Genomic DNA, 20,609 nt, shown 5'->3' with positions numbered 1-20,609 from the left:
CTGATGCGTAAGAAAAAAGCGCAGCCCGTCGATGTAGAGGCTGCGATCCTGGCCGGCATCGCGGCCGGACAGGCCGCGAAGGACGACGCGGCGGCAGCGCCGCTGAGTGGCGTGCAACGACGCTTCAGCCGAAAGGAGCGTGCCAGCGGAAAGCCTTCGGCGCTGGGCAACGTGTACGCGGTGTACCCCGATGCGATTCAGTTGATGGAGCCTTCCAGCTCAGCGCAATTGAGGGGGGCGGGGTTGATGGCGTTCTTGTTCATGAGCGGCCTGTGCATCACAGGTACCTATGGGTTGTTGAAGTTGGCAGGAGAACAAATCATTGATGGTCAATTTGGGATGCTGGATTTTGTTTTCACGGCCTTGCCCGTCGGGTTTGTTCTCTTTGTAGCCCGCCACTGGATAGTCGCCGCCTGGCACCTGGACATGTTCTCCGCCGACAACCAGCCGACCATCTTTGACCGCAAGCACCGCAAGGTGTACCGACTGTTCACGCCGCTGGATGGCTCGGCCGACAAGTGGTCGCAAAAACTCAAGCCCATCCACTTGCAGATGACGACGCATGACTGGGACGACATCCGTGCGGAGTACCGAGCCGAGCTGGTGACCAGCGGCAAGACCGTCAGCCGCATTCACCGGCTCGTGATGATCGTTCGCGGCAGAGGCAAGGACGCCGACAAAACTGCCGAGGAATTCAACATCGGCAACAGCATGGCCATGGGCCCGAACACCGTGCCCATGCTGTGGGAGCACATCCGCCGCTTCATGGAAGAGAGAGGGCCCGGCGTTCCCGAAGGCGAACCCTTGCAGAACTTCGAGCGCCCGAAGAACCTGTGGCAAAGCATGGGCGTGGTCAGCCCCTTCGGGCCGAAGTTCGGTTGGTGGTGGGAGGCCGGCAAGTTTCCGGTCGTCCTGATCCTGGTTGCCTTCCCTTTCACACTGCCGTTCTTCACTGTTTGGGCCATCTGCAACTGGATCAGCCACATGACCATGCGCAAGACGATCTGGCCGGACGAGGTGCATCGGCGCATCGGGCAGGCCACACGCAGTGCGGATGCGTGTCTCACGGCATCTCGCTAAGTCTTCGACGAGATGACGGCTTCCAGCTGAGACCCCGCCGGAACTTCCCCGATCCTGGACAGCAGTTCATCCGGCCAACGGACCGACGAACTGGTGACCGTCACAGCGCCCATGAAGAAGGCATTGAAGATGAAAAACGGGATGACCAATGGAAGGGTAATAACTCCGAAAAAACCGCTCCAGGGGGACGCTCTGGAGGACGGGTCTGGCGGAATTACCCAGGAGACAAGGAGCCGGAAAAAGCCTCTGTGCGGTTGCTCGCGAAGGTCCAGGATGTCTGCGCGAACAGGACTGCTGCCGTCCATGAAGTGACACAAAGCATTGCCGGCATTGAGAACCATCTGGATGCCGCTCCCACTGTCAAAGGTCTGAGCGATCGGCGCCTCGACGCTGTGTCCCTCGGGCGATCTTGAGTTTCTGATTCGTAAAAAATGTTGATGCAACCACTGCCCGGCGCTCAGTCGGCGCATGGTTTCGACGTGATTGAAACGAACCTTCTGCCATGCAACCGGCTGCAACTCACCGTCCTTTGCCCAATAGCCGAGTTGCGCCTCGCGATCGAAAATCGCATAGGTCGGTGTCCCCTGAAACAGAAAGCTTCGACGATGAAAAATCTGCGTGAGAACAACCGTCAGCAGAAAGAAGGCGATGCCAAACAAGGGAAGGTCTGACGCCCCTTGATCCCCCATATCGTTCGAGGACAGGACGACGGGAGCGCATGACACGCAGAGCAAGACAAGCGAGCAGATCGATGCGAATGCTGCGCCTGTCTGCAACCTGTTTCGCGGAGGCCCTATGAGAACGATGTTGTCGCTGACTTTGTGCAGCACTGCCGGCAAAGCCGCATCTGAGGGCGCATTCAAGGAGACACCTTTGCTCTTGCTGTATGTCGGAAGAGTATCCAGCTGGAGGCGGCTCTGCGAATCGCTCCGCCTGACCGCGCATCGCGAAACCTGCCCAGCCTGTGGCGGATGCCGAAGTTCTGGCTATACCTGTGCATCCCGCTGTTCATCCCGTTCTTCTTCGTCAACCGGTTGGTCGTGTGGACAGCCCGCACAGTGCACTGGCCGCAACAGGTCCTGAATGCCCTGGGTGCGCCAATCACTGAGGAAGACCTGCAGGCCGACCCGACCCACAGGCTGCGTCCTGAGGGCGATGCGGCACCGCGCTGAATCTGGGCGCAGTTCCGCAAGCCTTTCATCAAGAGAGGCTCCGCCCTCAAACGCCTCGCGGGACAACCCGCTTGACAGCGTTTTCCATATTTATGACATTTATGATCATAAATACCCGAAACGCAGATGCCCCCTTCCCAACCCAAGCCTTCGCTCACGCGCGACAAGCGCGTGAAGCGCTCCGACCAGGTGGTCGACAACATCAAGCGCTGGGTCGTCCAGACCCAGCAGCAGGTCGGCAACAAGCTGCCGCAGGAGAAAGAGCTGATCGAGCAGCTCGGAGTGTCGCGCGGCACGGTGCGCGAGGCGTTGGCCGCGCTGCAGGTGCAGGGGCTGGTCGCGATCAGCACCGGCCCCAACGGCGGCGCCACGCTCACGCAGGCCTCGTACGACCAGTGCCTGCAGGCGGTGTCGAACTTCCTGTACTTCCAGCCGGTCGACATCACGATGCTGTACGCGCTGCGGCGCGTGGTCGAGCCTGAGCTGGCCGCCAACGTGGCCACGCGCCTGAGCGAGGCCGACCTGGCCGCGCTGGAAGCGCTGATTGGCCACAGCCACCCGGCGCACGGCGGCAGCGAGGACTGGAACGAGCGCCGCGAGGCCGACCTGCTCTTTCACGACCGCCTCACCGAAGCCTGCAGCAGCCCCTTTCTCGCGCTGGTCTGCCGCCTGCTCAACGATGTGATCCGCCGCGTGATCATCGTGCGCAATGCGCTCACGGAGTTCGACCAGTTCGACGAGGAAATCGTGCACAGCCACACCGACCTGCTCGACGCGCTGCGCGCCCGCGACCCCGTGCGTGCGCGCGAAGTCATGCGCGTGCACATGGAACACGCCGAAGCCCTGGCCCTGGAGGCCGAATCCCGCGTCGACCGCGGCAGCCTGCTCATGAAGAAACCGACCGGCTGACGCCTGCGCGGCGCGCGCTGATCCGCGTCGCCGCCACCCTCTTCCCTGCTCTCTTTCGCCTTCACCCCGGTCGCGCCGGGGTGCGGGGTTTCCTTTGCCTGAACTTTCCTTGAGACCACCCATGACTTCATCTCCCGCCCTCTGGCAGCGCAGTGCCGCCCACATCGCCGACGCCGTGCGCCGCCGCGAGGTGTCCTGCCGCGAAGTGACGACCAGCGTGCTCGCGCGCATCGCCGCACTCAACCCGCGCCTCAATGCCCTGGCCGAGGTGCTGGCCGACGAGGCCCTGGCCAGCGCCGATGCCGCCGACGCGCGCACGCTGCGCGGCGACACGCTGGGCCCGCTGCACGGCGTGCCGGTGAGCATCAAGGTCAACGTGGACCAGGCCGGCCACGCCACCACCAACGGTGTGATCCCGCTGAAGGACCACATCGCCCGCGAAGACGCGCCGGTGGTCGCGCACTGGCGCAGCGCGGGCGCCGTCATCGTGGGTCGCAGCAACACCGCGACCTACTCGTCGCGCTGGTTCACCGACAACGGCGTGCACGGCCGCACGCTGAACCCGTGGGACGCGGCCGTCACGCCCGGCGGCTCCAGCGGCGGCGCGGCGGCGGCGGTGGCCAGCGGCATGGGCGCGCTGGCGCACGGCAACGACATCGGCGGCTCGATCCGCTACCCCGCGTACGCCTGCGGCGTGGCCGGCCTGCGCCCCACGGCCGGCCGCGTGCCGGCCTTCAACCCGAGCGCGACGAGCGAGCGCGGCATCACGCCGCAGCTCATGTCGGTGCAAGGGCCGCTGGCGCGCAGCATCGCCGACCTGCGCCTGGGCTACGAAGCCATGGCACGCCCCGATGCGCGCGACCCGAACTGGGTGCCGATGCCGCACGACCTGCCGCGCCCCGCCGGTCCGCTGCGCGTGGCGCTGTTCAAGCGCACGCCGGGCATTCCGGTCGACCCGGCCGTCACGCAGGCACTGGACGACGCCGCGCGCTGGCTGCAGCAGGCGGGCTACGAGGTCGACGAAGCCGAGCTTCCCTTCTTCCACGAAGCCGCGGCCCTGTGGCGCACGCTGACCGTGGACGACAGCCGCCGCAACATCATTGCCGGCGTCGAGCAGCACGGCGACGACGTCATGCAGCGCAGCCAGCGCTACATGCTCGAAGGCATGGCCGAGACCGACCGCGATGGTTTTCTCGACGCACTCGCGCGGCGCCAGGCGCTGCTGCGCAGCTGGTCGGTGTTCATGCAGACCCATCCGCTGGTGCTGATGCCCGTGTCGTGGCAGCGCCCCTGCCCACAGGACGAAGACATCGCGAGCCTCGAACGCGCCCGCGCCCTCATCGACGCCCAGAGCCCGCTGCTCGCGACTGCCGCGCTGGGCATGCCCGGCCTCGCCGTGCCCACCGGCATGGCCGGCGGCGCGCCCATGGGCGTGCAGCTGCTCGCCTGGCGCTTCCGCGAAGACCTGCTGCTGGAGGCCGGCCAGGTGCTCGAAGACGCCGCCCGCTTCACGCCGCTGGTCGCGCAGGCCTGAGCTTTCTTTTCCTGTTCCAACGATTCCAACCACCCGGAGACTTTCGATGAACCCCTTCTCTTTCCCCACCGGCCCCGCACTCTCACGGCGTGGCCTCATCCGCGCGGCAGCGGCCACCAGCTTGGGCGGCCTGCTGCCGTACAGCGCGAACGCGCAGCCGGCGGTTAATCGCCTGATCGTGCCCTTCCCGGCCGGCGGCCCGGCCGACTTCATGGGCCGGCTGCTGTCTGAAAAGCTCAAGGACGAACTCGGCCGCCCGGTCATGGTCGACAACCGCCCCGGCGCCGGCACGCGCCTGGCGGCCGAGGTGCTGAAGAACGCACCCGCCGACGGCACCACCATGCTGCTGGCACCGGTCGACCCGATGTTCATCGGCCCCGCCATCTACGCCAACATGCGCTTCAACCCGGCCACCGACTTCAAGCCCGTGAGCGACGTGAGCGGCATCCAGTTCGGCCTGGCCGTGAGCGCCACCTCGCCGGTGAAGACGCTGGCCCAGTTCGTCCAGGCCGCCAAGGCCAACCCCGACCAGGGCTCGATCGGCATCACCACCGTGGGCTCGCTGCTGCACTTCCTGGCGATGGACTTCGTGGCCCTGTCGCGCAGCGGTGCCACGCTGGTGCCCTACCGCGGCGGCGCGGCCATGGTCACCGAGCTGATCGGCGGCCAGGTGGCCTCGGGCATGGACGCCACCACCACCCTCACCGAGTACCACCGCGCGGGCAAGCTGCGCGTGCTGGCCGTGGCCGGCGACAAGCGCGCCGACGGCCTGCCCGACGTGCCGACCTTCGCCGAGTCGGGCTACCCGACGCTGGTGGCCTCGTCGCGCTACGTGCTCTACGCCCACGCGAACACGGCACCCGCCACGCTGGCGCAGTGGAACCGGGCCGTGCGCAAGGTGCTGGCGATGCCCGACGTGCGCGAAAAGCTCAGCCGCGTGGGCTACGACCTGCTGCCCGGCGCGTCGAGCGAAGACGTCGTGCGCTACACCGACGCGCTGGCCGCGCGCTGGCTGCCGGTGATCAAGGCTTCGGGCTACAAGGGCGACTGAAACCAGGCGAGGCGCGACCCAACCGCCGAAAAGTGTGCGTAAACGCACCGACGCGCGGCGGCCGGGTCGCCACACTGGCATGGCAACCGCCGCAGTCCGTGGCGGCCTTCTTCCTTTTCACTCAAGGATTCGCCATGAACACCCAGGCAGCTCCCCTCGCCTCCGCCGCTTCGGCGTCTTCTTCGTTCCTTGCCACGCCGGCTGCCCGCGACGACGCCGGCAAGCTGGTGCTGCGCGTGTCGGTCGGCGTGCTGATGCTGCTGCACGGCATCTTCAAGCTCTCGGCCGGCGTCGGCTTCATCAGCGGCATGCTGGCCAAGGCCGGCCTGCCGGGCGGGCTGGCCTACCTCGTGTTCGTGGGAGAAATCGTCGCGCCGCTGCTGATGATCGCGGGCGTCTGGACGCGCGCCGCCGCCGCCGTGGTCGTCATCAACATGCTCGTGGCCCTCGGCCTCGTGCACATGGCCGACCTGTTCGCGCTGACCAAGCAGGGCGGCTGGGCGCTGGAACTGCAGGGGCTGTACCTGTTCGGCGCGCTGAGCGTGGCGTTGATGGGCGCGGGCCGCCTGAGCGTCGCCGGACCCAACGGCCGCTGGAACTGATCTAGTCGCCGCGCACCTGCGACACCATCTGCGCGAGGCGCTCGGCATCGGCCACCACCAGCGCCTTGCCGTCCTTGCGCAGCACGCCGCTGCGCACCAGCGTGTTGAGTTCGCGGGTCACCTGCTCGCGGTTGGTGCTGATCTGGCTGGCCAGCGCCGCGTGCTTGGGCGCGGGCTCCAGCCAGGCCTCGTTGCCGTCGATGCCCGCCTCGCGCGCCAGGCGCAGCAGCTCGGCATGCAGGCGGTTCTGCACGCCGAGCGTGCTCAGGTCGATCACCCGCTCCGACAGCTGTCGCACCAGCGCGGCCAGCCGCTGCATCACGCGCTCGGCCACCAGCGGCTCCTCGCGCAGCAGCGCGAGGAAGGCCGCGCGGTCCAGGCTGGCGACCACGCAGGGTTCGAGCGTGACCACGTCGGCCGAGCGCGGTCCGCCGTCCAAAGCGGCGATGTCACCGAAATGCGCGCCGGCGTCCGAATCGCGAAAAGTCACCTGCCGACCGTTCGCCGCATAGGTCGTCACCCGCACACGGCCTGACACCAGCAGGAACACCTCGCCCTGCAGGTCGGCGCGCAGCATCAGCGGCTTGCCGGCCGCCACGCTGTGCCACAGGCACTGGCGCGCCAGCTGGTCGAAGCGGTCGTCGGACAGGCCTTCGAGCAGCGCGATGCGGCGCAGCGCGAGGCTGGAGCGGGGTGGGTTCGGGAGGGCCATGCCGGTGGTCGTTGAGGCGCGCGCATTATGCTCGGGTGCCGCTTCGAACCCGTTCATGGACAGACGTTCCCCACCTCCCGCTTTTTCACTGAGGACGCCGACTCGGCGCAACCTCCGCTGGGCGAGCGGGCTGGTGCTGATGGCCTACATCACGGCGCACCTGCTGAACCATTCGCTGGGCATCGTCTCCTTCGCCGCGGCCGAAACCGTGCTGCGCGGCGTGCAGAAGTTCTGGCACAGCCTGCCCGGCACGCTGCTGCTGTACGGCGCCGCCCTCACCCACCTCGCGCTGGCCGTGGCCGCGCTGTGGGAGCGCCGCACCCTGCGCATGCCGCCGCTCGAAGGCCTGCGCGTGCTGCTCGGCTTTGCGCTGCCGCTGCTGCTGGCCACCCACCTCACCGCCATGCGCGGCGCCTGGCTGGCCTACGGCATCGAGGGCTCGTACGTGCGCGTGGTGTGGGGCCTGTGGGACCTGGCCGGCGCGGGTGCGCAGCTGGGCATGATGCTCGCCGCCTGGGCCCACGGCTGCCTCGGCCTGCACTTCGCGCTGCGTGTGCGCCCGCTCTACCGGCGCCTGTTCGCGCCGCTGCTCGCCATCGCCGTGCTGCTGCCGGTGACCGCCGCGATGGGCTTCGTCTCGATGGGGCGCGAGTTCCAGTGGACCGGCGTGCCGCCCGTCACCTTGCCGACGCCCGAACAGGGCCGCGCACTCAACGCCGCCGAGACCGACCTCAAGCTCTACTACGCATTGGCGCTGCTGGCCCTGCTCGCGGCCTACGCGGCGCGCAGCCGGCTCGCCCGACGTGCAAACGGCACCACCGTCGCGCTGCGCTACCCCGACCGCACCGTGCGCGTGCCGCCCGGCTGGAGCGTGCTCGAAGCCAGCCGCTCCCACGGCATCGCGCACGTGTCGATCTGCGGCGGACGCGCGCGCTGCTCCACCTGCCGCGTGCGCGTGAACGGCGCCCCCGAACACATCGGCACGCCGGGCCGCGACGAGCAGCGCACGCTCGAACGCGTGCGCGCCCCGGACGACGTGCGGCTGGCCTGCCAGCTGCGCCCGCGCGGCAGCATCGAGGTGACGCCGCTGTTCGCGCCACTGCCACGCGAAGGCCGACCCGCGCCGGTCGGCCGCTTCGGGCACGAGCGCGACGTGGCGATTTTGTTCGTCGACCTGCGGCGCTGGTCGGGCCTGTCGGAGCGGCAGTGGCCCTTCGACCTGGCCTACGTGCTCGACCGCTACTTCGCCATCGTGGGCGCCGCCGTGCGCGAGAGCGGCGGCGTGCCCAACCAGTTCATCGGCGACAGCGTGATGGCCATCTTCGGCCTCGAGAGCGACCTGCCCACCGCCTGCCGGCAGGCACTGCGCGCCACCCAACTCATCGGCGAGCGCATGGAGGCGTGGAACGTTGACTTCCAGTCCCAGTTCGGCCAGCACCTGGACTTCGGCATGGGCCTGCACGCCGGGCGCGCGGCCGTCGGCGAGGTCGGCTACCTCGAGACCACCACCTTCACCGCCATCGGCGAAGTGGTCAACACCGCGAGCCGCCTGCAGGACCATTCCAAGACCGCCTCGGCGCGGCTCGTGGTCTCGCAGTTCGCGGCGCAGCAGGCCGGTGCCGAAGAGACGTTGGGGCCGGTCGACACGCTGGAGGTGCGCGGGCGCTCCGAGCCGCTGGCCGTGATGTATTCGCGCGCTGCACAAACGCCCTGAGCGCCGTCACCTGTCGGATTCGGTGCGCAAACGCACAGCGCCTTCCGTGATGCGGTTTCACACTGCAGCCTGTGGCAACGACGACTGTCCGCCGCCCACAGACTCAAGGGAAAACGCATCATGAACAGCAAGCAACTCCTCGCCATTTCCGCCGCCGCTTTCGCCCTGCTGGGCACCGCCGGTGCGGCCCACGCCGAAACCTACGAAGGCGTGCACGCCCTCACCTCGGCCGCCAGCCGTGCCGACGTGCGCACCGAAGCCGTTGCCGCTGCGCGCAATGGCAATGAATACTCGGACGCCGCTGCCGAAGGCACCGTCGCCGTGACCTCCACGCTCGACCGCCAGGCCGTGCGCGACCAGGCCGTGGCCGCCGCCCACAACCCGCTGCAGAGCCTGGACCGCCGCGCCTTCTACCGCGACGAAGTGCCCTCCGCCTACAAGAAGCCGGCCGTGAGCTTCACGCGCCAGGCCGGCCTGTAAGCCTTCACGACGCCACCACCTGCACCCGCGCCGCGCGCGGGCCCGCAGCTTCTTCGGTGATCGTGAAGCGCACCGGCAGAAAGCGCTCGATCACCTCGCAGTTCGTGCGCGTGTGCGGCGTCACTTCGCTGCAGGTGAACGCGCCCGACTGCCCCGGTTGCCGGAACACCGCGAGCGCCAGCAGCAGCGCGAGCTGATCGGCCAGGTGCGGCCCCACGGCCGCGTCCTCGTGCTTCTGGAACGCGCGCACCTCTTTCACGAGACCGTGCGCCACCTGCTCCGCGCTCAGCGTCTTCTCGCCGAAGGCCGTGAACACCTCGGTGAGGTGCGCGTAGGCCAGCGTCACCAGCAGCGCATTGCCCGGGCCCTCGTTCTGGCGCGTCGGCACCGTGCGCAGTTGCTCAGCTTCCGCCGACCAGCCCATCGCCGCACCCACCGTTTCGAGTTCGCGCGCCGCCACATGGCGCGGCAGGCCGGGCGCCAGGCACTCGGCATGGCCCGCCAGCAGTTCGCCGCGCGAGAGCAGATCAAACGCTTGCAGCCGCGCACCCTCCACCGCCGGCACGATCGTCGCGTCGACCTCGCCGCCACCGGCCGGATAGAAGCCGCAACGGCGCAGCACCAGTTGCAGGTCGCCGCCGAGGCGACGCACCAGCGGCGCGAACGCACGCTCCAGAAAATGGAACGGCGGCGCCATCGGGTTGTGCGTGCCACCGCTCAGCCGCAGCCGGCTGACCTGGCCCGCGGGTTGCAGCAGCAGCGGCGGCAGCACGGTCTGCAGCACCAGCATGCAACTGCCCGCGCCGGCGATCGCGAAGCGGTAGTCGCCCGCGCGCACCGGTCCCGGCACGAAGCGCAGCGACTGCGAACCCAGCTCGGCACCGTCGACCTGCGCGCCGCTGATCTCCGCGGCCGCATGCACGCACGCCAGGTGCTGGCGCATCAGGCCCGGCTTCGCGCGGCCCGCGCGGATCTTCGCGATGGTGAGCGGCCGGCCCGTGACCATCGACAGCGCGAGGCCGGTGCGCAGGATCTGGCCACCGCCTTCGCCTTGGGAGCCGTCGAGTTCGACGGCATCGAGCGCTCGTTGTTCTTCTTGTGCTTCCGTCATCGGGACACGTCTTTCTTTCTTGTTCAGTCGTTGGTCGTTGTTCTTGTTCGCGGCGTTCCGAGCCGGCATGCACGACAGCGCACCGCCGTGCTGTGGATGCTGCCGAGCGCCACCTCGTACCACCACTTCTGCTGCTTGGCCGTCCACACCTCCAGCGCGCCGCAGTCGCGGCAGGTGAACGCCTTGTCGACGTAGAAGGTGGGCAGCGGACCGTAGGTGTTGTTGTGCGCGGCCAGCAAGGCCGTATCAGCAGCGACCATGCCTTCGGCACGCAGCAGGCGTGCATCGGCCTGGCGCTGCTGCAATGCCACGGCGCGCGCGGCGCGGTCGAGGCGGTGCGCCTTGATCTCGGCGCGGCGTTGTTTGTTGCTTTTCATGGCCTTGTTTCTCCAACGATCGGCCGGGGCACACGCCAACGGCCTTTGACTAACCCTTCACGCAAACAACCTGCTTGAGCGTGTAAACCACCTCCACCAGGTCCTTCTGCGCATCCATCACCGCGTCGATGTCCTTGTAGGCCATCGGGATCTCGTCGATCACGTCGGCGTCCTTGCGGCATTCGACGCCTTCGGTCGCGGCGATCTGGTCGGCGACGGTGAAGAGTTTCTTCGCCTTCGTCCGGCTCATCGTCCGGCCCGCGCCGTGGCTGCAGCTCATGAAGCTCTCGGGGTTTCCCTTGCCGCGCACGATGTAGCTCTTGGCGCCCATGCTGCCGGGGATGATCCCCAGCTCGCCGAGCTTGGCGCTCACCGCACCCTTGCGGGTCACGAGCACGTCTTGCCCGAAGTGCGTCTCTCGGCTCACGTAGTTGTGGTGGCAGTTCACCGCTTCCACGTGCGCCTCGAAAGGCTTGGTGATGACCTTGCGCGCGGCCGCGACCACGCGCTGCATCATCACTTCGCGGTTCGCCCGTGCGAACTTCTGGGCCCATCCCACGGCACGCACGTAGTCACCGAAGTACTGGGCGCCTTCCTCGAAGTACGCCAGGTCCTGATCGGGCAGGTTGCGCTGGTGCAGCTGCGCGTCCTTCTTCGCGAGTTCGATGAAGTGCGTACCGATGGCATTGCCCACGCCACGCGAACCCGAGTGCAGCATGAACCACACGGCGCCCGCTTCATCGAGGCACACCTCGATGAAATGGTTGCCGGTACCCAGCGTTCCCAGGTGCTTGTGGTTGTTCGTGTTCTTGATGCGCGGGTAGTCCTCGCAGATGGCATCGAACTCGTCCACCAGCTTCGCCCAGGCGGCGTCGGTTTCATCGGGCGGCGTTTCCCACGAACCCTTGTCGCGGCCCATGCGCTTGGGGTTGCTTCCGTGCGGCACGGCCTTCTCGATCGCCGAACGCAGCGGGCCCAGGTTGTCGGGCAGGTCGCGTGCGTTGAGCGTGGTCTTGCAGGCCATCATTCCGCAGCCGATGTCCACGCCGACCGCGGCGGGGATGATGGCCTTGAAGGTCGGGATCACCGAACCCACGGTCGCACCGATGCCGTAGTGCACGTCGGGCATGGCCGCGATGTGCTTGAACACGATGGGCAGGCGCGCGGCGTTCTCGAGCTGCTTCTGCGCCTCGTCTTCCACGGGCACGCCGTTGGTCCACATCTTCACGGGGACGCCGTTGGCGACTTCATGCAGCTTGTAGTTCGTCTTCTGTTCCATTTTTCTTTCCTTCTCTTTCTCTCTCTCCGAGTTTCATTCTTTCAGCACTCAGGAACCGTTCGGCCGCAGCGTCACGAGTCCGTTGAGCACCTGGTCCAGGCCGCCGATCACCGAGATCTTGTCGATGCGTTCGGCCACGCGTTCCAGCGTCTCGAGCTCCTTCATGCGCAAGGCGACGGGGTTGCCCTCCATCACCTTCGCGGTGTTCAGCAGCGAGCGCGTGGCCGCGGTTTCTTCGCGGCGGCGGATCACGTTGGCCTGGGCCGACTTCTCGGCCTCCACCACCTGCGCGAGGATGGTCTTCATCTCGCCCGGCAGGATGATGTCCTTCACGCCCACGCTCTCCAGCACCAGGCCCGAACCCTCGAGCCGCTCACGCACCTGCGCCAGCACCGTCTGGTCAATGGCGGACTTGTTCTCCAGCAGGGCGTCGAGCGTCTGCTCGCCCACCGCCGCGCGCAGGCCGAACTGCAGCTCGCGGTACACATGCTCGGCCGGCTTTGGCATCTGCGCCAGGGCGTGCCGCACATCGGCAAATCGCCACACCGCCGACAGGTTGAGCCGCAGCCCCACCTTGTCGCGGGTGAGTATTTCCTGGCCGCTCACTTCGGCGATCTGCGAACGCAGGTCCACGCTCGTCACGGCCACCTGCCGGTTGAAGCGCCAGAAGCCGTGGTTGCCCGGCGGCAGCAGCGCCTGCATCTGGCCTTCGAGCGTGAGCACGCCGGCGTGGAACTCGGGTACCTGCACCAGCAGCACGCCTTCGAGCCCCTGCACCGCACGCGGGCGCAGCGCCACGCTCTGCAGCTTGGCCAGCAGCTCGGCCGGCAGGCGTGCATCGGCGGCCACGTCGATCACGTCGACGCGCTGCTCGCGCAGGCCGCGCCAGTAGAGCTTGCGGGTGGCGGGCGGCAGGATCTGCACCAGCACGCCGTCTTCATGGCGCAGGCCGACCTCGGTCTCGCCCAGCGACACCTGCACGAACTCGCGCTGCACCAGCTGCGGCTCACGCGCCAGGAAGTAGTCGGCCAGCTCGTGCTCGAAGGCCGGCTCGGCCAGCGAGAAGCGCTCGAGCTGCACGGTGTCGAAACCCGTGAACACGCGGTACTTGCCAGCGGCATAGAGGCCATCGAAGTCGCCATTGCGCAGCAGCAGCACGCGCTCGTTCTTCTTCACGGTGAAGGGGGTGAATCCCAGCATTTTTTCTTCCTCTCTCTTCTTCTTCGTTGCGGTTGTCGTTTGTTGTTCGTCTACGTTTCAATATCAGGCATAGGGGCCCACGAAGGGCAGGCGGCGGGCACCGTGGTTTGCGAGGTAAGCAGTACAGCGCTCGACGGGTCGGTGCGGTGGCTGCGCCATCGCCTCCTTCTGCGTCGATGGCTGCATGTGGTTCCTTGCAGAACGCGCGATGCGCAAGCCGCCTGCACTGGCACGGTGTCGCTCGGCCGAGCCCTGCCCTGCGCCTCGCTCCGGTGTGCCGGGGCGGTGGGGCTTTCGCCCCCATCAAAGCGGCGGTGCGAACACCGCCGAAGGTTGTTTGCGGGAATCGAACCCGCCACGCCGCGTGGTTAGCACGGTGCTCCACCATGAGCAGACTGGAACGAGTCCAGTGACCAACGCAGTTCAACAGCGGCATACCGCGGACCCAAGAACAGGTCTGGCCTGCGGCACCGGGCCGCTGTGATGCGGCACCTGGGAGCGGATGAACTGCATCCGGACCCTTTCTCTATTGCAGCGAGCGTGCCAACTTGGTCGCACGCCGGCAGAAAACAGGGCGACGACGACGCAAGTCATTGACCGGCAAGGGAAATTTCTTCTTCGCTCCGTGTGACACGGCGCCCATCCCTTGCTAGCATTCCGATAATTTCTAGAAATTTAGCTAGTCTTTTATCCATGAAGCCCATCGTCGTCATCGGATTCCTCGGCACCCAGCTCGATGCCGGCCAGGGCGCGGGCCGCTGGAACAAGTGGCGCCCCACGGTCTCGCTCGCGCAGCACGACGACATGGTCGTGGCGCGCATCGAACTGCTGCACACGCGCAAGCACACGGCGCTGGCCGAGGTGGTGAAGGCCGACATCGCCGCCGTGTCGCCCGAGACCACGGTCAACCTCGTGCCCTTCGACCTCGAAGACCCGTGGGACTTCGGCGAGGTCTACACGCGCCTGTACGACTGGGCGCGCGCCTACCCCTTCCAGCCCGAGCGCGAGCAGTACTGGACGCACATCACCACGGGCACGCACGTGGCGCAGATCTGCATGTTCCTGCTGTCGGAATCGCGCGTGGTGCCGGGCGTGCTGGCCCAGACCTCGCCGCCGCGCAAGCAACGCGAGGGCGACGCCGGCAAGGTCGCGCTGATCGACCTCGACCTGTCGCGCTACGACCCGATTGCACGCCGCTTCGACGCCGACCAGCGCGATGCGGTCGCGTTTTTGAAGAGCGGCATCGCCACGCGCAATGCGCGCTTCAACGCGCTCATCGACGAGATCGAGCGCGTGGCCGTGCGCTCGCGCGCGCCCATCCTGCTCGTGGGGCCGACGGGCGCAGGCAAGTCGTTTCTGGCGCGCCGCATGTTCGAGCTGAAGCAGGCGCGCCACCAGGTGACGGGGCCGTTCGTCGAAGTGAACTGCGCCACGCTGCGCGGCGACGGCGCGGCCTCCACGCTGTTCGGGCACAAGAAGGGCTCGTTCACCGGCGCGGCGAGCGACCGCGCGGGGCTGCTGCGCACCGCGCACCAGGGCGCGCTGTTTCTCGACGAGATCGGCGAGTTGGGCCTCGACGAGCAGGCGATGCTGCTCAAGGCCATCGAGGAGAAGCGCTTCTTCCCCGTGGGCGCCGACAAGGAAGTGGAGAGCGACTTCCAGCTCATCGCCGGCACCCACCGCGACCTGCGCCGCGACGTGGCGCAGGGGCGCTTTCGCGAAGACCTGTTTGCGCGCATCAACCTCTGGACCTACGACCTGCCCGGCCTCGCGCAGCGGCCCGAAGACATCGAGCCCAACCTCGACCACCTGCTGGCCCTGCATGCGGCCGAGAACCACCGAGTGGTGCGCTTCAACGCCGAGGCGCGCACGGCCTACCTGCGCTTTGCGCAAAGCAGCGAGGCGCTCTGGCGCGGCAACTTCCGCGACCTGTCGGCGAGCGTGACGCGGCTCGCGACACTGGCCGATGGCGGACGCATCGCCGTCGCGCTGGTCGAGGCGGAGATCGCGCGGCTGCGCTGGCTGTGGAAGCACGAAGGCACGGGCGCATCGGTGACGGCGGACGATGAGGTCGATCTGGAAGCCTTGCTCGGTGAAGAGAAGTTCGCCGCGCTCGACCTGTTCGACCGCCTGCAGCTCGAAGCGGTGGTGCGCGTGTGCCGGCAGTCACGCACGCTGTCGGAGGCGGGGCGGCAGTTGTTCCAGGCCTCGCGGACGCAGCGCAGCGTGGTGAACGATGCGGACCGGCTGCGCAAGTACCTGGCCAAGATGGGGCTGGACTGGGCGCGCGTTTCAGCCGATGCGCGCCCCTGAGGGCGTGGGCTATCCTCCGCCCGATGCCCATCTCCGCATTCGTTGTGAAGGTCCCCGCGGCCGAACCCATCGCCGCTGACCTTCGCCGCCGTTTCGACCCCACCGTGGCGCTCGGCGTGCCCGCCCACATCACGCTGCTCGTGCCCTTCATGGACCCCGCGCTGATCACCGACGAGGTGCTCGCCCGCGCGCGGCGCGTGCTGCAACGCACGGCGTCGTTCACCTTTGTGCTCGGCAAGGTCGGACGCTTTCCCGAGACCGCCTACCTGGCACCGGAGCCCGCCGCGCCGTTCATCGAGATGACGCGTGCGCTGGTGAAGGAGTTTCCCGAGTTCCCCCCGTACGACGGCCTGCATGACGACATCGTTCCGCATCTGTCGGTGGCGCATGGCAACGCGCTGCATGCGCAGGAGACGGCCGTTGAGCTGCAGGCGCGGCTGCTTGCGTCGGGGCCAGTGCAGGCGCGCTGCACAGAGATCGCGCTCATCGAGAACGCGTCGGGGCAGTGGGTGGACATGCACGTCTTCCCGCTCGCGGACCCCGCGACGATCCTTCGCCCATGACCGAGATCTACATCAGCACCGACGTCGAAACCGACGGCCCCATCCCCGGCCCGCACTCGATGCTCAGCTTCGGCTCGGCCGCCTACACGGCCGACAAGCAACTGGTGTCCACCTTCAGCGCCAACCTGCACACGCTGCCCGGCGCCGAGGCCGACCCGAAGACTACTGCCTGGTGGCAGACCCAGCCCGAGGCCTGGGCCGCGTGCCGCACCGACCTGCAGGACCCGACGCATGCCATGAAGAACTACGTCGCGTGGCTCAAGGGCCTGAAGGCGCGACCGGTGTTCGTGGCGTACCCGGCGGGCTTCGACTTCCTGTTCGTCTACTGGTACCTGATGCGCTTTGCGGGCGAGAGCCCGTTCAGCCATTCGGCGCTCGACATGAAGAGCTTCGCGATGGCGCTGCTGAAGACCGGCTACCGCGACAGCACCAAGCGCGCGATGCCGCGCCGCTGGTTCGACGCCGGGTTGCCGCACACGCACGTGGCGCTGGACGACGCCATCGAGCAAGGCGCGCTCTTCTGCAACATGCTTGCCGAAAGCCGGCGGGCCGGCGGACCGCAGGCATGACTGGCACCGCAACATCCACGCGCTACCGGCAAGCCCTCACCACCTTCTTCGACAGCGCCCCGGCGCTGCCTTCTCGCCCATGAAACATTTCGACGAAGCCGCCACCGGCGCACCCCTCCGCTTCGAGCGGCTCGTGCCCGCGCTGCGCGCCGCGTTCGCGGCCGAGGCGCAGGTGCCGCCGCGCCATGTGCACAGCATCGAGACCGGCGGCGACGCGGCCACGCGCGGCACGGTGCTGATCATGCCGGCGTGGAGCGATGCGGGCTTTCTGGGCATCAAGACGATCAACATCTTTCCGGGCAACGGCGCGCGCGGCCTGCCCGGGCTGCACGCGACCTACGTGCTGTACGACGCGCGCACCGGCGTGCCGCTGGCGATGATGGATGGCAACGAGATTACCGCGCGGCGCACGGCCGCCGCGTCGGCGCTCGGCGCTTCGTTCCTGGCCCGCGCCGATGCGCGCAAGCTGCTGGTGCTGGGCACCGGCCGCATCGCGCGCATGCTGCCCGCCGCGCACGCGAGCGTGCGCCCCATCGACGAGGTGTGGGTGTGGAACCACCGGCCCGAAGGCGCCGAGGCGCTCGCCGAGCAATGGCGTGCCGAAGGCTGGAATGCACAAGCAGTCGACGCCGACCTCGAAGCGGCCGTGCGCCAGGCCGACATCGTGAGCTGCGCGACGCTGGCGACCACGCCGCTGGTGCGTGGCGAATGGCTCGCGCCGGGCGCGCACCTCGACCTGATCGGCAGCTTCACGCCCGCGATGCGCGAAGCCGACGTGCAATGTTTCGATGGCACGCGCACCTTCATCGACACGCCCGAAGCCTTGCAGAAGGCCGGCGACCTGCTCGACGCGATCGCGGCCGGCACGTTGCGCGCCGACGCAGTGCAAGGCACGCTCGCCGACCTGTGCCGCGGCGCGCGGCCCGGGCGCACCGGCGATGCCGAGCGCACGGTGTTCAAGGCCGTGGGCAGCGCGCTCGAAGACCTGAGCGCGGCGACGCTGGTGTGGCAGGCCCGCACGGCCCCCTGAGGCCCGCGCGCCCGCCATCAACCTCAGAACGTCACGTTCGCCGACAGCCAGATCGTGCGTCCCGCGGGCGTGGTGCCCGCCACCGACGCGCCGCCCTGGAAGTACTCGTTGACCCAGGCCGAGGTGCCGCTCAGATTGACCTGCTGGAACTTGCGGAAGTCCTTGTTGAACAGGTTGTTCACATTGGCGTTCAGGCGCACGTTCTTCGACACCTGATAAGAGCCGCCGAGGTGGAACAGGTGGTACGCCTTGATGTCACCCACCGCGCGGTAGATCGCCAGGTTGTTGCCCGTCAGGCGCGCCGGGTCGCCGGTGAAGCGCGGGCTCTTGCCGCGGTATTCGCCGCGCAGCCAGAAGCGCCACTTGGCGTCGGGGTTCCAGTCGACCTGCGCATGCAGCAGGTGGCGCGCGGTGTCGGCCAGCTTGCCGTTCTTCACGCCGCCTTCGATCACTTCGCTGTCGGTCCAGGTGTAGCCCGCCTTCAGGCCCCAGGCCTTGGTCAGTTGCACGCGGCTGCTCAGTTCCATGCCCCAGGTCTTGGCCTGGTCGACGTTGACCACGTAGTTGGCGGTCGGGTCGACCACGCAGCTGGAGATGCGCGCCACGCTGCAGTCGCCGCCGCTGGCGATCTTGTCCTTCACCTTGTTGTGGAACAGGGTCGCCGAGGCGGTCAGTCCCTTCTGGTTGTTGAACAGCGCCGCCAGCTCGGTGCTGGTGCTGGTCTCGGGCTTGAGGTTCGGGTTGCCGATGTTGAGCGTGGCGCCCTGGCCGCTGACGCCGCTGATGCCGTCGATCAGCTGGTTCAGGCGCGGCGCGCGGAAGCCCTTGCTGACGCCGCCCTTGAAGGTCCACTGCGGCGTGGCGTCCCAGACCAGGTAGCCGCGCGGGCTCACGTGGCCGCCGAAGGCGCTGTGGTGGTCGTAGCGACCGCCCAACGTGGCGGTGAGGCCGGGCGCGAGGCGCCATTCGTCTTCGGCGAACAGGGCCCACATGGTCTGGCTCTGCGAGGTGGGCAACAGGCCGTCGACCAGCTTGGCGTCCCACCACTGGCCGCCGACGGTCAGCACGTGCGCATCGCCCACCGGCGCGACGAGCTTGCTGTCGAGCACGAGGTTGGTGGTCTTGAGTTCGCGTTCGCGGCCACGGTCGGCTTCGCTCAGCCAGTACACGGTGCGGCGGGCCGCGGCATTGCGCGGAATGGCACCGCCGGGAATCGTGCGGCCGACGGTTTCGGTGGTGGTGTGCATCAGGCTGCTTTCGACCGTGCCGAAGCCCAGGCGCCCCGTGTGGCCGATGGCGACCTGGTCGCGGTTGAAGCGCAGCGCATCCTGATAGCCCGGCGGGTTGTTGCCGGTGCGGTTGGGCGCGGCCGCGTCGCGCGTGCCCAGGCGGCCGTCTTCGTTGTCGTACCAGCTGCGGCCCGATTCCACGTCGAGCCAGATGTCGTGCTGGCGGTTGGGCGTGAGCATCAAACGGCCGCCCACGCTGTGCTGGCGGCTCTCGGCGGGCGCGGGGTTGCGGGCCGTCGCGGGCTGCGCCTGGCCGGGTGCCAGCACCCAGTCGGCGGCTTCGCGGCGGTAGATGTTGCCGCGCAGGGTCAGGCCCAGCAGGTCGGTGGCCACGGGGCCGCTCAGGTAGACGCTGGAGCGTGTCTGCGAACCCCACTCGCTGTCCTGCGGAATGCCGGTTTCCATCGTGACCTGGCCGCCCCATTCGCGCGCCACCTTGCGCGTGATGATGTTGACCACGCCGCCCATGGCGTCGGAGCCGTACAGCGTCGACATCGGGCCGCGGATGACCTCGATGCGCTCGATGGCCGCCAGCGGCGGCATGAAGCTGGTGTGCGCGGCGCCGAAGCCGTTGGGCGTCACGTCGCCGGCCACGTTCTGGCGGCGGCCGTCGATGAGGATCAGCGTGTAGTCGCTGGGCATGCCGCGGATCGAGATGTCCAGGCCCCCGGTCTTGCCGGTGGAGCCGCCCACGTCGATGCCTTCGACGTTCTGCAGCGCCTCGGCCAGGTCGCGGAACTGGCGCGTTTCCAGCTCCTGGCGCGTGATCACCGAAATGGACGCGGGCGCGTCCTTCAGCTCCTGCTCGAAGCCGGTCGCGCTGACGACGACCTCGCGCAGTTGCTGGTCAGCGGGCGTCTGCGCGAACAGGGCGGGGGAAAAAAGAGATGCGGCGGCCAGCGCCAGCAAGGACGGACGCGGCCGAAAGCCGCAACGCGAGAACAACATGCAAAAACTCCACGGAAAACGGCAGGAAAAACAGGGCCGCTCTCGGATGCGTTGTTGTTGTTGCGTACCAACTGATCGGCATCAATTCTATTGAGAATGCAAACAAATATTATTTGCATCCAGAACAAACGAAGGGACATTGCGCAAGGCCGATGGCGTTTCGCGCAGGTCCTGCTTTCGGCTGCCTCGGGCAAACCCCATGTAGCTGAAAGTTCAACTTGAATTCAGATGCGGATACGTCATCTGGCGAATAGCGACCCGCGAAGGGCGCAGTTACTCTGGAACAAGAAAAAAGAGAGGTCCGTCCATGCTCACCATCCTTCAGAAAGCCGTGATCCTCGGGAAGGCCGGCGTCGAGGTGCCGGCCCATCCGGTCGACGACCTGTCGACGCCGATGGCGACCGGCTCGCCGGTCAAGGCGGAAGGCGTGTCGCAGAAGGCGCACGAGTGGGCACGGGCCGTCGAGACCCTGTACGTCAGCTACGCCGCGGCGCGCGCCGCGAAGAGCCTGCGCGACGCCGAAGAGGCGCGGCAGTCAGTGATGCTGCGGCAGCTGTCGGCTGCGGTGCAGGCCTGAGCCTTTCACCTCACACGCGGTCCACTTCGTTCATCGAGGCCCTCGGCGCGGTGCCTCACAATCGCGCAGACCATGAACACGCGGACAGCGCGCGACGAA

General features: G+C 67.8%; 20 protein-coding genes. 13 read left to right on the top strand and 7 right to left on the bottom strand.

The genetic code is table 11. From position 1 onward, the window contains the following. The first annotated feature begins 3 nt into the window (after positions 1-3). Entirely contained in the window at positions 4-1,080 is a 1,077-nt protein-coding gene (locus GFK26_RS11950) for a DUF6708 domain-containing protein (RefSeq protein ID WP_153282156.1), read from the top strand. Here GFK26_RS11950 and GFK26_RS11945 read toward each other — a convergent pair. Further along, positions 1,077-1,739, bottom strand: coding sequence for a hypothetical protein (locus GFK26_RS11945; RefSeq protein WP_153282155.1), 663 nt, complete (start codon positions 1,737-1,739; stop codon positions 1,077-1,079). The genes GFK26_RS11950 and GFK26_RS11945 overlap by 4 nt on opposite strands. Before the next feature lie 312 nt (positions 1,740-2,051). Here GFK26_RS11945 and GFK26_RS11940 point away from each other — a divergent pair, with 312 nt between their 5' ends. The 5 genes from GFK26_RS11940 (at position 2,052) to GFK26_RS11920 (ending at position 6,348) form a co-directional block, all read left to right on the top strand. Further along, on the top strand, positions 2,052-2,252 hold the full coding sequence (locus GFK26_RS11940) for a hypothetical protein (protein ID WP_153282154.1): 201 nt from the start codon (positions 2,052-2,054) through the stop codon (positions 2,250-2,252). A gap of 126 nt (positions 2,253-2,378) precedes the next feature. Further along, positions 2,379-3,161 carry a FadR/GntR family transcriptional regulator gene (locus GFK26_RS11935; RefSeq protein WP_153282153.1) on the top strand — a complete coding sequence of 261 codons (783 nt, stop codon included), beginning with the start codon at positions 2,379-2,381 and terminating at the stop codon, positions 3,159-3,161. Positions 3,162-3,282: 121 nt separating this feature from the next. Further along, positions 3,283-4,695 carry an amidase family protein gene (locus tag GFK26_RS11930; protein ID WP_153282152.1) on the top strand — a complete coding sequence of 471 codons (1,413 nt, stop codon included), beginning with the start codon at positions 3,283-3,285 and terminating at the stop codon, positions 4,693-4,695. Positions 4,696-4,741: 46 nt separating this feature from the next. Continuing rightward, positions 4,742-5,746, top strand: a complete 1,005-nt coding sequence (locus GFK26_RS11925; RefSeq protein ID WP_153282151.1) for a Bug family tripartite tricarboxylate transporter substrate binding protein — start codon at positions 4,742-4,744, stop codon at positions 5,744-5,746. Between the two features lie 134 nt (positions 5,747-5,880). Next, positions 5,881-6,348: a DoxX family protein gene (locus GFK26_RS11920; protein WP_153282150.1), complete on the top strand. Its 468-nt coding sequence runs from the start codon at positions 5,881-5,883 to the stop codon at positions 6,346-6,348. Between the two features lies 1 nt (position 6,349). Here GFK26_RS11920 and GFK26_RS11915 read toward each other — a convergent pair whose 3' ends face one another. Then, a complete protein-coding gene (locus GFK26_RS11915; RefSeq protein WP_153282149.1) occupies positions 6,350-7,060 on the bottom strand; it encodes a Crp/Fnr family transcriptional regulator in 711 nt (236 codons plus the stop codon). 55 nt (positions 7,061-7,115) lie between these two features. On the opposite strand from GFK26_RS11915, the gene GFK26_RS11910 reads away from it, so the two are divergent. Together GFK26_RS11910 and GFK26_RS11905 are read left to right on the top strand one after the other, a co-directional pair. After that, positions 7,116-8,774 (top strand): adenylate/guanylate cyclase domain-containing protein, encoded by a 1,659-nt coding sequence (locus GFK26_RS11910; RefSeq protein ID WP_153282148.1) that lies wholly within the window; start codon positions 7,116-7,118, stop codon positions 8,772-8,774. Between the two features lie 120 nt (positions 8,775-8,894). After that, positions 8,895-9,254 carry an alpha/beta hydrolase gene (locus tag GFK26_RS11905; protein WP_099792768.1) on the top strand — a complete coding sequence of 120 codons (360 nt, stop codon included), beginning with the start codon at positions 8,895-8,897 and terminating at the stop codon, positions 9,252-9,254. A 4-nt stretch (positions 9,255-9,258) separates the two neighbouring features. Here the strand turns inward: GFK26_RS11905 and rtcA are convergent, their stop codons facing one another. Genes rtcA through GFK26_RS11885 form a run of 4 tightly spaced genes read right to left on the bottom strand, consistent with a single transcriptional unit; the run spans position 9,259 to position 13,221 of the window. Next, positions 9,259-10,365 (bottom strand): RNA 3'-terminal phosphate cyclase, encoded by a 1,107-nt coding sequence (gene rtcA, locus GFK26_RS11900; RefSeq protein WP_153282147.1) that lies wholly within the window; start codon positions 10,363-10,365, stop codon positions 9,259-9,261. Positions 10,366-10,388: 23 nt separating this feature from the next. Next, entirely contained in the window at positions 10,389-10,742 is a 354-nt protein-coding gene (locus GFK26_RS11895; RefSeq protein ID WP_153282146.1) for a zinc-ribbon domain-containing protein, read from the bottom strand. A 49-nt stretch (positions 10,743-10,791) separates the two neighbouring features. After that, on the bottom strand, positions 10,792-12,021 hold the full coding sequence (locus GFK26_RS11890; RefSeq protein ID WP_153282145.1) for an RtcB family protein: 1,230 nt from the start codon (positions 12,019-12,021) through the stop codon (positions 10,792-10,794). A gap of 48 nt (positions 12,022-12,069) precedes the next feature. Beyond that, positions 12,070-13,221: a slipin family protein gene (locus GFK26_RS11885; RefSeq protein WP_153282144.1), complete on the bottom strand. Its 1,152-nt coding sequence runs from the start codon at positions 13,219-13,221 to the stop codon at positions 12,070-12,072. A 693-nt stretch (positions 13,222-13,914) separates the two neighbouring features. Between GFK26_RS11885 and rtcR the strand changes: the two genes are divergently transcribed. The 4 genes from rtcR (at position 13,915) to GFK26_RS11865 (ending at position 17,696) form a co-directional block, all read left to right on the top strand. Continuing rightward, complete coding sequence (gene rtcR, locus GFK26_RS11880; RefSeq protein WP_153282143.1) at positions 13,915-15,534, top strand: RNA repair transcriptional activator RtcR; 1,620 nt, start codon at positions 13,915-13,917, stop codon at positions 15,532-15,534. 23 nt (positions 15,535-15,557) lie between these two features. After that, positions 15,558-16,097: a 2'-5' RNA ligase family protein gene (locus tag GFK26_RS11875; protein ID WP_153282142.1), complete on the top strand. Its 540-nt coding sequence runs from the start codon at positions 15,558-15,560 to the stop codon at positions 16,095-16,097. Beyond that, positions 16,094-16,666, top strand: a complete 573-nt coding sequence (locus GFK26_RS11870) for an exonuclease (RefSeq protein ID WP_153282141.1) — start codon at positions 16,094-16,096, stop codon at positions 16,664-16,666. Before GFK26_RS11875 ends, GFK26_RS11870 begins: the two co-directional genes overlap by 4 nt. Positions 16,667-16,745: 79 nt before the next feature. Next, positions 16,746-17,696: an ornithine cyclodeaminase family protein gene (locus tag GFK26_RS11865; protein WP_153282140.1), complete on the top strand. Its 951-nt coding sequence runs from the start codon at positions 16,746-16,748 to the stop codon at positions 17,694-17,696. Between the two features lie 23 nt (positions 17,697-17,719). On the opposite strand, the gene GFK26_RS11860 is transcribed toward GFK26_RS11865, so the two are convergent. Then, complete coding sequence (locus tag GFK26_RS11860) at positions 17,720-19,933, bottom strand: TonB-dependent receptor domain-containing protein (RefSeq protein ID WP_153282139.1); 2,214 nt, start codon at positions 19,931-19,933, stop codon at positions 17,720-17,722. 307 nt (positions 19,934-20,240) lie between these two features. On the opposite strand from GFK26_RS11860, the gene GFK26_RS11855 reads away from it, so the two are divergent. Then, on the top strand, positions 20,241-20,510 hold the full coding sequence (locus GFK26_RS11855; protein ID WP_153282138.1) for a hypothetical protein: 270 nt from the start codon (positions 20,241-20,243) through the stop codon (positions 20,508-20,510). The last annotated feature ends 99 nt before the right edge of the window (positions 20,511-20,609 follow it).

It is taken from the genome of Variovorax paradoxus, assembly GCF_009498455.1.
Taxonomy (GTDB): domain Bacteria; phylum Pseudomonadota; class Gammaproteobacteria; order Burkholderiales; family Burkholderiaceae_C; genus Variovorax; species Variovorax paradoxus_H.
This window is presented reverse-complemented; position numbering and strand designations above follow the sequence as displayed.